This is a genomic window from Streptomyces sp. NPDC006711, from assembly GCF_042869775.1.
Lineage (GTDB): Bacteria > Actinomycetota > Actinomycetes > Streptomycetales > Streptomycetaceae > Streptomyces.
In genome coordinates, this window is sequence record NZ_JBIAGO010000008.1 from 271433 (window position 1) to 283327 (window position 11895).

The following is an 11895-nucleotide window of genomic DNA, read 5'->3' on the forward strand; positions in this document are numbered from 1 at the left end:
ATCGCCCTCATTTCGCTGTTCAACGGCCCCTGCCGGGAAGTGCCCAGGGGCGGGGCGCGCCGGACGCCGGCCGGCCCGGCGGCGGGGTGTGCCGGACGCCCAGCCGCCCAGGACGGGGCGCGCCGGACGCCGGCCGGCCCGGGGCGGCGGCGGACGCCGGCCGGCCCGGGGCGGCGGCGGGGTTCGCCGGACGCCGGCCGACCCGGCGGCGGGGTGCGCTGCCCCGGAGCTCACCCGGTCAGCGCGCTCCTGAGGCGTGCCGGGTCCACCCGCCAGAAGGTGTGCTGCGCACCGTCGATCAGGACCACCGGAATCTGCTCCCAGTACTCCTTGTGCAGCGCCTCGTCCCGCGTGATGTCCTTCTTCTCCCAGGCCGCACCCGTCTCCGCGCACACGGCCTCGATCACCTCCTGGGCGTCGTCGCACAGATGGCACCCGGGCTTCCCGATCAGCGTGACCACCCGCTCGGCGGGGTTGCCGCCCGGCTTCTTCGTACGTCGCAGCAAGGGACTCATGCCGTCCATTCTCCCGCTACGGGCCGCCCACGGGACCCATAAGTCCGGAACATCCGTTTAACGTGCCCGCCGCGCAGAGTTCACGTCATGGCACCCCGGCGCGTCCGGGCCCCTGGAAGGGACTGGCTATGCTCACGACATGGCCGTACTGGGATGGTTCACCCGTCGTGGGCGCTCGGCGACAGCACGCAGTGTGCTGGCCGGCGAGGCCGCAGCCGAGGCCGCCCGCAAGACCTCGCGTGAGCTGGCGGAACTGGCGGAACTGGCCGGGCAGGCTGGGGGGCGGGCCGAACAGGCCGGGACCGAGGCGGACGGGAAGCCGTCCGAGGCGGAGTTCCCCGTCGTCGGCGACAACCTGGCCGCCGCCTTCTTCGACCTCGACAACACCGTGATGCAGGGCGCCGCCCTCTTCCACTTCGGGCGCGGCCTGTACAAGCGGCAGTTCTTCCAGCGCCGCGAGCTGGCGCGCTTCGCCTGGCAGCAGGCCTGGTTCCGGCTGGCCGGGGTCGAGGACCCCGAGCACATGCAGGACGCCCGCGACAGCGCGCTGTCCATCGTCAAGGGCCACCGCGTCTCCGAGCTGATGTCGATCGGCGAGGAGATCTACGACGAGTACATGGCCGACCGCATCTGGCCCGGCACCCGCGCCCTCGCCCAGGCCCACCTCGACGCGGGCCAGAAGGTGTGGCTGGTGACGGCCGCCCCGGTCGAGACCGCCACGATCATCGCCCGCCGGCTCGGCCTGACCGGCGCGCTCGGCACGGTCGCCGAATCCGTGGACGGCGTCTATACGGGACGCCTGGTGGGCGAGCCGCTGCACGGGCCCGCCAAGGCGGAGGCGGTACGGGCGCTCGCCGCCGCCGAAGGGCTCGACCTGAACCGGTGTGCCGCGTACAGCGACTCGCACAACGACATCCCCATGCTCTCGCTGGTCGGCCACCCCTATGCGATCAACCCGGACGCGAAACTGCGCAGGCACGCGCGGGACCGGGAGTGGCGGCTGCGGGACTACCGGACCGGCCGCAAGGCCGCGAAGGTGGGCATCCCGGCGGCGGCCGGCGTCGGCGCCCTGGCCGGCGGCACGGCGGCCGCGGTCGCACTCCACCGCCGCCGCCGCTGAGACCCGGGCGGACGCGTCTTCCGCGGGCCGCGAGGCGCCGGTTCCCCTTCACGCCTGCGGGCCGTACGCGATCGCTCGGCACCGGATTCCGTCCTGACGCCTGCGGGGCCGCGCGTGGCTGATCGCGCGGTTCCCCGCGCCCCTGAGCATCCGGCGCCGGTCCGCACGGACATCTTCAGCCCGCCCCGGGGGGTCTCCCCTGGCCCTTGAGGCCTCGGGGGAGTCTGAGGACGAGCGCCTTGAGGCGCGAACGGGGTCTGGCGCCGCCGCCAGGTCCTTCATCCCCCGGAGGGTTTGGGGAAGGGGCGGGGAGGGGCCCACCCGGGTTCGGGGCGGAGCCCCCCGGGCCCGCGTCCGGCGCGGCGACCCGCCGCCACTGTCCGTCACGCGGGCCCGACCGGCGCCGGGATTTTCGATTGCGGAAGTTTCGCCCCGCTCCCCATGGCCCGCCAGCCCCGTTGCCCCTGCGCGGGCACAACAGATCCCTCGTGCGGGCAGATCCGAAAGCAACTCGATCAACTTCTGGTCACTTTGCGTGCCTTGAACAGCCGCATAGACGTAACAGAAGCGACGTAATCGACGATTTGAGCAACTGGGTGTAGCGCTCCCTGTACGAAGCGTTATTCTCCTCAGACGCAATCCGGAACCCGTACAACGCCACGATGGGTGAACGGTTCCGCACTGCACGTGATGGAAGCTCTGCCTCTGGGAGTCCCGTGTACCCACACGTCGGGGTTGACGCCTCGGGCCTGGCTACGCTGCGCGGGGCGGTCGTCGACCGCCTGCGCGTCTTCGTCCCCACCGCGTACGCCGGCGCCCCTGCCTTCGCCACCGCAACACCCGTCGGGCCCTGCTACGCCCTGGCCGACGGTGGTGCCGCAGTCGGTAGACGGAGCGGCGGCCGCAGCACGGGCACGTCCGCGACGCCCACCGCCCGCCGGCCCACCGCCGACAGCGACAGCGCCCGCATGATGGACCTCGTCGAGCGCGCGCAGGCCGGCGAGGCCGACGCCTTCGGCCGGCTCTACAACCAGTACAGCGACACGGTCTACCGCTACATCTACTACCGCGTCGGCGGCAAGGCGACGGCCGAGGACCTCACCAGCGAGACGTTCCTGCGCGCCCTGCGCCGGATCTCCACCTTCACCTGGCAGGGCCGCGACTTCGGCGCCTGGCTGGTCACGATCGCGCGCAACCTGGTCGCCGACCACTTCAAGTCGAGCCGGTTCCGGCTCGAAGTGACCACCGGCGAAATGCTCGACGCCAACGAGGTCGAGCGCTCACCCGAGGACTCCGTCCTGGAGTCGCTGTCCAACGCGGCCCTGCTCGAAGCCGTACGCAAGCTCAATCCGCAGCAGCAGGAGTGCGTGACCCTGCGCTTCCTCCAGGGCCTCTCGGTCGCCGAGACCGCCCGTGTCATGGGCAAGAACGAGGGCGCGATCAAGACCCTCCAGTACCGGGCCGTGCGCACGCTCGCGCGGCTCCTGCCGGAAGACGCCCGCTGACCGTCCGGCGCCGCCGGTCCACATGCGCCGACCCGCCGACCCGCTCACCCGCCCACCCGTCGAAGGCGGGTCCAACTCACCGTCCGCGAGCACTCCATGACGCTCTGGTCCGATCATCTTTCGTCTCATCTTTCGTCCGTAACCCAAGTGCCGCGTCCGTCGTTGTGCGGGATGAAGGCTCCCTGTGGTCACGCCATGCCCATGGCCACTCACTCGATCGTGTGGATGGGCTCAAGGCGTGCAACCTTCCAGGCCCCTAGGGGAGTCGACCGTGATGACGAGAGGAGGTGCCGCCAGTGATCGCGAACGTATCGGCGCACCGGCGGGCGAACGCCTTCGCCCAGGCCCTGGAAGAAGCCTCGGCGGCCGACCAGGAGACACCCGAGACCGGCGCGGCCGAACAGGCCGAGACCGGCAGGCTGTTGACCCTGGCGGGTGGGCTCGGCGAACTGCCGAAACCGGAGATGGACCCGCAGGTCAAGGTCGAGCAGCGGGCGCTGCTCATGGCCGAGATGGAGCGGATGTTCGCCGGCGGCGGTGCCGCCGACCCTCAGGTGCCCGAACAGCGGACCGGCCGCGGCGCCCACCGGGCGACGGCGCTCCGGAAATTGCGCCCCCGCTCCCGCTGGTCCAAGGGCATCGCGGCGGGCGGCCTGAGCATCGGTGTGGCCGCTGGAGCGTTCAGCGGCGTGGCCGCTGCCAGTTCCGACGCCCTGCCCGGTGATTCCCTGTACGGGCTCAAACGCGGCATGGAAGACCTCAAGCTCGGCATGGCCGACGACGACGCCGCCCGGGGCGAGATCTACCTCGACCAGGCATCGACCCGGCTCTCCGAGGCGCGCCGCCTCATGGAGCGGGTCCGGGCGGGCGACCTCGACCATGAACAGCTCGGCGAGGTCAGACGGGCGCTCAGCGGCATGGAGTACGACGCATCGGAGGCCCACCGCCTGCTGCACCTGGCCTATGCGAAGGACGGCTCGCTCGGCCCCATCGCCGCGCTGAACTCCTTCTCCCAGGCGCACCGCGAGAGCTGGAGCAAGCTGCGCGGCAAACTGCCCCCGCAGCTGACGGACGTCGGTGACAAGGTGAGTTCGGTCTTCGCCGCCATAGACCAAGAGGTCGGGCCGCTCCAGTCGCTGCTGCCCAAGTCGACGTCCACGACCCACACCCGGCAGGGGCAGAACACCTCGCACCCCGCCGGTACCCCGGGCGCGACCCGCCCGTCCACGCCGTTCGCGCCCTCATCGGGCTCCGCCTCCCGGCACGGCGCCCCCGCCACCAGCGGAAAGCCGCAGCAGCCCTCCGGCACGCCCTCCAACGAGGGTCTGCTCGGCGGCAACACGGGCGGCCTGTTCGAGCCGGGCACGGGCAGCACCACGCCCGCGCCCTCCGGCAAGACGGCCAAACCCCCGGTCCCGGACGTCACCCTGCCCCCGCTCCTGCCCGGTCTGCTCCCGGGCCTGGGCATCGACGCGGACAAGGCGGAGTAGCGGAGTAGCGCCAGGAGAGCACCCGTAACGCACACGGGAAGGGAGGGGCCGGGACAGTCCGGCCCCTCCCTTCCCGTACGCATCCCTTCGCGTACGAATCCCTTTCCGTACGAAGATGAACGATTCCGGCCGGCCCCGAAGAGAACCGCTCAGAAGAACACGGACCGCCGCTGCACAAGCAGCTTGTACAGCGTGTGCTGGATCTGCTCCCGCACCTGGTCGGTGAGGTTGAACATCAGCATCGGATCCTCCGCCGCCTCCGGCGGATACCCGTCCGTCGGGATCGGCTCGCCGAACTGGATGGTCCACTTCGTCGGCAGCGGCACCAGGCCCGCGGGCCCGAGCCAGGGGAACGTCGGCGTGATCGGGAAGTACGGGACGCCGAGCAGCCGGGCGAGCGTCCTGGAGTTCCCGATCATCGGGTAGATCTCCTCGGCCCCCACGATCGAACACGGCACGATGGGCGTGCCGGCCTTCAGCGCGGTCGACACGAAACCGCCCCGGCCGAACCGCTGGAGTTTGTAGCGCTCGCCGAACGGCTTGCCGATGCCCTTGAACCCCTCGGGCATCACCCCGACCACCTCGCCCCGCTCAAGGAGCGCCTGCGCGTCCTCGGAACAGGCCAGCGTGTGCCCGGCCTTGCGGGCCAGCTCGTTGACGACCGGCAGCATGAAGACCAGGTCGGCCGCGAGCAGCCGCAGGTGGCGCCCGGCGGGGTGGTGGTCGTGCACCGCCACCTGCATCATCAGACCGTCCAGCGGCAGCGTCCCCGAATGGTTGGCGACGACCAGCGCCCCGCCGTCGGCGGGGATGTTCTCGACGCCCTTGACCTCCACCCGGAAGTACTTGTCGAAGAACGGCCGCAGGATCGACATCAGGACCTGGTCGGTCAGTTCCGCGTCGTAGCCGAACTCGTCGACGTCGTACTCGCCGGTGATCCGCCGCCGCAGGAACGACAGGCCGCCCGCGATCCGCCGGTCCCAGTCGCCCCCGCGCCGCTCCTCCGGCGCCCCGGAGGCCTCGGCCGCCGCGTTCGCCCCGTCCCCGGGCCCCCGGCCGCCGGAAGGCCGCTCTCCGGGCCCCTGCGCGCCCGGCAGAGCGCTGACCGGCGCGGCGGGGGACGGGACCTGCGCGGCGCCGGGCTCGGCCGTGCGGCGGCCCGCGGGGCGCCTGCGGCCGGCGCGCTGCGCGCCCTGGCGCGAGCGGTCGTCGTCGAACGGGATGACCTTGGCGTCCGCCATCGTTGGTGCGCTCCTCATTCCGCGTGCGAAGGGGTGGTGGCTCCGGCGAGGTCCTTGCCGGGGAAAGGCGCGAACGGCAGCCCCGCCACCCGGTCGACCGCCCTGGCCAGCGCGTCCGGCGGCAGCAGCCCCGGTCCCCTGCTGCGGGCGAAGTCCGCGAACGCCTCGGCGGTCGTGTACGTGGGCTCGTAGCCCAGTGTCTCGCGCATCTCGGTGGTGCTGACCACCCTGCCGTGGGTGAGCAAACGAATCTGCTCGGGTGAGAAGTCCGTCACCCCGACCGTCCTGAGCGCGCTGCCCACCCAGCGGACCGCCGGAAGCAGCACCGGCACGGTGGGCCGCCCCAGCCGCCGCGAACACTGCGAAAGCAACAGCACGCCCTCCCCGGCGACGTTGAAGGTCCCGCTGTTGAGCGTGCCACGCCGGGGCTCACCCGAAGCGATCCGCAGGACGTCGATCACATCGTCCTCGTGCACGAACTGCAACCGGGGGTCATAGCCCAGCACCGTCGGAAGCACCGGCAGCGAGAAGTACTCCGCGAGCGGCGAGTCGGCGCTCGGCCCCAGGATGTTGGCGAAGCGCAGCACGCACACCGCGACGTCGGGCCGGCGCCGCGCGAAGCCGCGCACATAGCCCTCGACCTCGACGGCGTCCTTGGCGAAGCCGCCGCTGGGCAGCGACTTGGGCGGCGTGGTCTCGGTGAACACGGCGGGATCGCGCGGCGCGGACCCGTACACGCTCGTACTCGACTTCACGACGAGCCGCTTGACCGTCGGCGACTTCTGGCAGGCACCGAGCAGCTGCATGGTGCCGATGACGTTGGTCTCCTTGACCGCGGTGCGCCCGCCGCCGGAGCTCAGCGGCGTCCCGGTCACATCCATGTGCACGACGGTGTCCACGCCGTATTCCGCGAGCACCTTGGCGATCGCCGGATGGCGGATGTCGGCCGCCACGAAATCGGCGTCCCCCAACGAGTGCTCCGGCCGGACCACGTCGACCCCGATCACGCGGTCGACCTCGGGATCCCGCTGGATCCGCCGCACGAGACGGCCCCCCAGTTGCCGGGCCACTCCAGTGACGAGCACGACCTTCCCCAAGATCAGCGCCTTCCTTCGGCCTCGGTACGCCCCTGCGCCCTCTGCCCGCAACCGTAGCGGCTGGTGGCCGCGCGGCGGCGACCGGCGGCGCGTCCATGGCCGAGAAACCGCGTCCGGACACGCCACAGCCCTCCCGCCGATGATCCGGCGGGAGGGCTGTGTCTCACGAACCGCGTTCGCTTACTTCTTGTTGCGACGCTGAACGCGCGTGCGCTTGAGCAGCTTGCGGTGCTTCTTCTTGGCCATCCGCTTGCGCCGCTTCTTGATAACAGAGCCCACGACTACCCTCGCTCACTTCTTCTCACTCGGTGCGGGGCGTCTGGGCCCACACGACCTACGTCGGCCTAGCCTACCTGCCGCCGAGTGAGGGACGTAATCCGAGGGGAACGCGTGGCTCCCTCAGGCCGTCTCCACCCCCACGAAGGACTCGCGGAGATACTCGTGAACTGCTTGCTCCGGCACCCGGAAGGACCTGCCCACCCGGATCGCCGGCAGATGGCCGCTGTGCACCAAGCGGTACACGGTCATCTTGGACACTCGCATCACCGAGGCGACTTCCGCCACGGTCAGGAACTTGACCTCGTTGAGAGGCCTGTCACTCCCAGCAGTCATGACCCACCTGTACCTTCCGCACCGAACGCGCACCGGCTTCCCCTCCGGTGACTCAACGTCGCTGTGCGCTCACTCCCCAGACTAGGGGCGGGTGGTGCGAGTGGGGAAGAGGAGCCCCGACCGGCCGCCTACTGTGACAGACACGCTCGATTGAGTACATAGCGAGTAAGCGGCCGGTAGTAATCCGACCGCACGCCGTCATCAACCGGAACGGCCACCGCCACTCGCCCCTCGGCCTCGCCGACGAACAGCGCGGGGTCGTCGGTGTCGGCCAGGCCCACCGCCTCAATGCCCAGCTGACCTGCCCCGCAGACCCATCCGTGGTCCCCGATCACAAGATCGGGAACGCGCCCCGAAGCCCCCGCCGCGGCCCCCAGGGCCAGCCGAACCGGGAGCGGGGAATGGCTGTGTGCGCCGGTCTCGTTCCCGGCGACCCGTGCGCCGGGTTCCCGCACCAACGCGACTCCCCGTACGTAGTCAAGGTTGTACGTGCGTACGCCGAACCGGGTCGTTATGTCGACAGAGCTACCCTGCGCCGGGGTGAGGACAAGGCATCCCGCCGCCGACAAAGCGTCCGCGAGGGCGGCGTAGAAACCCAATAGGCGGTGCGGATGCCCCGTGCCGATGAGCACCGCGCCGCGCCGCGCGGCCACGGCGCCGAGCCGCGCCGCGAACGCGTCGAGCCCCGCCAGGGTGCGCTCGGGATCGATGACATCGGGCCCGCTCACATGCCCCGGGTCGTCGCTCACCCCGCACTTGTCCGCCATGAGCCGCAGCAAGTCCCGCTCGCCCCAGCCCCATTCGGGGTCGAGGCCCAGCGTGACGCGTGGGTCCCGCGCCGCGAACAGCCGGTAGCTGCGCAGGCTTTCCTCGCGCGGGGTGGCCACCGGCCCCGCCAGTCTGGCCGCCAGAAGGTGCGCCCGCAGCGCCCCGATGCTCACCACCCCACGATGCTCCCGCACCGCCCACCCGCTCGGGCCAATTCCCGCCCGCCACCCCACACTTGGCCTAACGCCCGACCCGGATGGGCCGGAACCCCGACCACTTGGCACCGACCCGCACAGGCAACCCCAGCCCCAAAGGCCCGGCTCCGCGACCCCTTGCGGCGCCAACCCCCTACGGCAGCAACCCCCGCAGAGGAAATGCCGCGCGCCGCGTCGCGAGCACCGCCTGGTCGAGCCGGTCCGCCGGGTCATACCCCTCGTCCCACCCCCGCCAGGACACCGCCCGCCCATCCGTCATCCGCCCCGGCCCCAACTCCCGCGTACGCGCGAACACTTCGTCCCGCCAGGACGAAGGAATCACCGACGCGGGATCGACGGGCGCATGCGCGGCGATCCCCACCAGATGCGTCCAGGACCGCGGCACCACGTCCACCACCGCGTACCCCCCGCCCCCGAGCGCGACCCACTTCGCCCCCTCGACGTACTCGTGCGCCAAGGAGTGGCAGGCCGCCTGGACCTCGCGCTGCGCGTCCAGCGAGACCGCCAGATGCGCCAACGGATCCTCGAAGTGCGTGTCGGCCCCGTGCTGGGTGACCAGCACCTGCGGCCGGAAGCCGGCGACGAGCTCCGGCACCACCGCGTGGAACGCCCGCAGCCACCCCGCGTCCCCCGTCCCGGCCGGCAGCGCGACATTGACCGCCGAGCCCTCGGCGGCCCCGTCCGCACCGGTCTCTTCCGGCCACCCCGTCCCGGGGAACAGCAGCCGGGGATGCTCGTGCAGCGAGACCGTCAGGACCCGGGGGTCCTCCCAGAACGCCGCCTGCACCCCGTCCCCGTGGTGCACGTCGACATCGACGTACGCGACCCGCTCGACGCCGAGCTCCAGCAGCCGCGCGATCGCGAGCGCCGCGTCGTTGTAGACGCAGAACCCGGCCGCCCCGCCCGGCATCGCGTGGTGCAGCCCGCCCGCGAAGTTGACCGCGTGGGATGCCTCACCCGCCCACACCGCCTCGGCCGCCGCGACCGACTGCCCCGCGATCAGCGCGGACGCCTCGTGCATCCCCGCGAACGCGGGATCGTCCACCGTCCCGAGCCCGTAGGAGGTGTCGGCGGCACGCGGGTCGGCCGAAGCGGCCCGTACCGCGTCGATGTAGTCCTGCCGGTGCACCAGCCGCAGCGTGGAGTCCCCCGCCGCCCGCGCGGCCACGACATCGACCTGCCGGTCGAGACCGTACGCCCGCACCAGACCCATGGTCAGCGCGAGCCGTACCGGATCCATCGGGTGGCTGGACCCGAAGTCGTAACGCGTGACAGCTTCATCCCACATCAACAGTGCGCGGCCGCTCATGCCCGCCACCGTATCGGGCGCCCGCCGAGCCGAACGAACGGGCGTACACGAGCGTGAGCAGCACCAACGCCATCGGCACGAGCATCGCCCCGCGGTAGCTCCAGGCGTCGCCCAGCGCCCCCACGAGCGGCGAGCCGACGAGGAACCCCACGTAGTTGAAGATGTTCAGCCGGGCGACCGCCGCGTCGCTGCTGTCCGGAAACAGCCGTCCCGCCGCGGCGAACGTCTGCGGCACGATCACACAGAGCCCGAACCCGAGCAGCGTGAACCCGGCCATGCCCACCCAGGGCCCGGGCGCCACCGCCACCACCCCGAACCCGGCCGCCGCCAGCACCGTCCCGAACCGCACCACGGCCGCCGCCCCGAACCGCCGCACCCCGAAGTCCCCCGCGGTGCGCCCGAGCAGCGTGGTCACCATGTAGACGTTGTACGGAACGGTCGACAGCTGCTCGGAACTGCCCAGGGTGTCCTGGAGGTACTTGGCACTCCAGTTGGAGACGGTCGAGTCCCCGATGTACGCGAAGCTCATCACCAGGCACAGCGGCAGCAACAACCGGAAGACGACCGGCTTGGCCCCGACCGCGCCCGGTCCCACCGCGCCGGCGGCCCGCTCCCCGTCCACGTACCACCGGCTGACCACCAGACACACCGGCACCAGCGCGGCCACGACCGGCAGATACGACGCGAGCAGCGACAGGTGCCAGTGCGCCCCCGCCCACGCCAGCGAGGCACCCCCGATCCCGCCGAGGCTGTACGAGGCGTGGAACCCGAGCATGATGCTGCGCCCGTACGTGCGCTGGAGGCTGACCCCCAGCATGTTCATGGACGCGTCGAGCGCCCCCACCGAGAGCCCGAACGCGCCGAGCGACAGCGCGGCCTGCCACATCCGCCCGCCCGCACCGGCCCCGAGCAGCGCCAGGAGCACGGCGGGCTGGGCGAACCGCAACACCACACTGGGCCGGACCCGCTTGACCAGCTGCTCGGTGCAGACGCTGCCGGCGCCGGCGAGGATGGGCACGGCCGCGAGGAAGACGGGCAGCAGCCCGTCGGACATCCCGTACTGGTCCTGGATCGCCGGTATCCGGGTCACCAGGAGGGCAAAGGCCATCCCCTGGGCGAAGAAGCTCACCGCCAGGGACGCCCTGCCGTGCCGCAGGCGCGCGTCTGTCATGGCCGCACAGCCTAGGGCCGTCACCTACCCCTGGGTAGATGGATCACCCGAGCAATCCGAGCAGCTGGCCCATGTCGTCGAAGTACCCGTTGGCCCCGGCAAGCCGCTCGGCCGGCGTCATCGCCGTGAACCCGTACACGTCCATCCCCGCCGCCCGCGCCGCCTCCACCCCGAGCCGGCTGTCCTCGATGACGGCACACCGCTCGGGCGCGACGCCCATGCGCGCGGCCGCGTGCAGGAACAGGTCCGGCGCCGGCTTGCCCCGGCCGACGTCCTCGGCGGAGAACACCCACTCGTCCTCGAACCACTCGTCCAGCCCGGTCCTGAGGTGCCCCACCCTGATCCGCTCATGCGTCCCGGACGAGGCGACGCAGTACGGCACCCCGTCCGCCACGAGCTTCCCGAGTACGTCCGTGACGCCCGCGACCGGCTGCAATTCCCGCTCGAACGCGGCGAAGATCCGGGCGTGCAGCGTCTCGTCGAAATCCGCCGGCAGGGAGCGACCGGTCCGCTCCTCGATGAGGTCGTGGACGCGGTGGACAGCGGCGCCCATGTAGTCGCGGAGGGAATCCTCGTACGAGGTCGCGTGGCCGAGCTCGGTCAGATAGCCGGAGAGGATGGTGTTGGAGATGGGCTCACTGTCGACGAGCACGCCGTCGTTGTCGAAGATGATGAGGTCGTAGCGCATGGTTCGACCTTAAACGCAGAAAAGCCCCGCACCGGGACCCTGAAGGGTCTGGTGCGGGGCTTTCCCCAAAATTTGTTCGGCGGCGTCCTACTCTCCCACAGGGTCCCCCCTGCAGTACCATCGGCGCTGAAAGGCTTAGCTTCCGGGTTCGGAATGTAACCGGG

Annotated in this window: 12 protein-coding genes and 1 rRNA gene; 3 read left to right on the plus strand and 10 right to left on the minus strand. The window is 71.4% G+C overall.

Annotated features, from left to right (window positions below; genetic code table 11):
* Positions 1-230: 230 nt before the first annotated feature.
* Positions 231-515 (minus strand): glutaredoxin family protein, encoded by a 285-nt coding sequence (locus ACFYM2_RS19170; protein WP_358998208.1) that lies wholly within the window; start codon positions 513-515, stop codon positions 231-233.
* A gap of 139 nt (positions 516-654) precedes the next feature.
* Between ACFYM2_RS19170 and ACFYM2_RS19175 the strand changes: the two genes are divergently transcribed.
* The 3 genes from ACFYM2_RS19175 (at position 655) to ACFYM2_RS19185 (ending at position 4630) form a co-directional block, all read left to right on the plus strand.
* On the plus strand, positions 655-1635 hold the full coding sequence (locus ACFYM2_RS19175) for an HAD family hydrolase (RefSeq protein WP_388837436.1): 981 nt from the start codon (positions 655-657) through the stop codon (positions 1633-1635).
* Positions 1636-2351: 716 nt separating this feature from the next.
* Positions 2352-3140 carry an ECF subfamily RNA polymerase sigma factor, BldN family gene (locus tag ACFYM2_RS19180; protein WP_350231970.1) on the plus strand — a complete coding sequence of 263 codons (789 nt, stop codon included), beginning with the start codon at positions 2352-2354 and terminating at the stop codon, positions 3138-3140.
* A 296-nt stretch (positions 3141-3436) separates the two neighbouring features.
* Positions 3437-4630, plus strand: coding sequence for a DUF5667 domain-containing protein (locus tag ACFYM2_RS19185; RefSeq protein WP_358998202.1), 1194 nt, complete (start codon positions 3437-3439; stop codon positions 4628-4630).
* 149 nt (positions 4631-4779) lie between these two features.
* On the opposite strand, the gene ACFYM2_RS19190 is transcribed toward ACFYM2_RS19185, so the two are convergent.
* The 9 genes from ACFYM2_RS19190 to rrf all read right to left on the minus strand — a co-directional run.
* Positions 4780-5871: a lysophospholipid acyltransferase family protein gene (locus tag ACFYM2_RS19190; protein ID WP_388458514.1), complete on the minus strand. Its 1092-nt coding sequence runs from the start codon at positions 5869-5871 to the stop codon at positions 4780-4782.
* Positions 5872-5885: 14 nt separating this feature from the next.
* Positions 5886-6968: an NAD-dependent epimerase/dehydratase family protein gene (locus tag ACFYM2_RS19195; protein ID WP_358998196.1), complete on the minus strand. Its 1083-nt coding sequence runs from the start codon at positions 6966-6968 to the stop codon at positions 5886-5888.
* A 180-nt stretch (positions 6969-7148) separates the two neighbouring features.
* Positions 7149-7247, minus strand: coding sequence for a 30S ribosomal protein bS22 (locus tag ACFYM2_RS19200; RefSeq protein WP_003948845.1), 99 nt, complete (start codon positions 7245-7247; stop codon positions 7149-7151).
* A 120-nt stretch (positions 7248-7367) separates the two neighbouring features.
* Positions 7368-7580: a helix-turn-helix domain-containing protein gene (locus ACFYM2_RS19205; RefSeq protein WP_162952545.1), complete on the minus strand. Its 213-nt coding sequence runs from the start codon at positions 7578-7580 to the stop codon at positions 7368-7370.
* A gap of 128 nt (positions 7581-7708) precedes the next feature.
* The gene (locus ACFYM2_RS19210) at positions 7709-8524 is read right to left on the minus strand and encodes a phosphatase (protein ID WP_358998192.1); all 816 of its coding nucleotides are present in this window, start codon (positions 8522-8524) and stop codon (positions 7709-7711) included.
* 172 nt (positions 8525-8696) lie between these two features.
* Positions 8697-9872 (minus strand): acetoin utilization protein AcuC, encoded by a 1176-nt coding sequence (locus ACFYM2_RS19215; RefSeq protein ID WP_388837439.1) that lies wholly within the window; start codon positions 9870-9872, stop codon positions 8697-8699.
* Positions 9841-11043: an MFS transporter gene (locus tag ACFYM2_RS19220; RefSeq protein ID WP_358998186.1), complete on the minus strand. Its 1203-nt coding sequence runs from the start codon at positions 11041-11043 to the stop codon at positions 9841-9843. Before ACFYM2_RS19220 ends, ACFYM2_RS19215 begins: the two co-directional genes overlap by 32 nt.
* A gap of 43 nt (positions 11044-11086) precedes the next feature.
* Positions 11087-11731, minus strand: a complete 645-nt coding sequence (locus tag ACFYM2_RS19225) for an HAD family hydrolase (RefSeq protein WP_388458511.1) — start codon at positions 11729-11731, stop codon at positions 11087-11089.
* Between the two features lie 74 nt (positions 11732-11805).
* Positions 11806-11895, minus strand: a 5S ribosomal RNA gene (gene rrf, locus ACFYM2_RS19230); the annotation flags it as partial.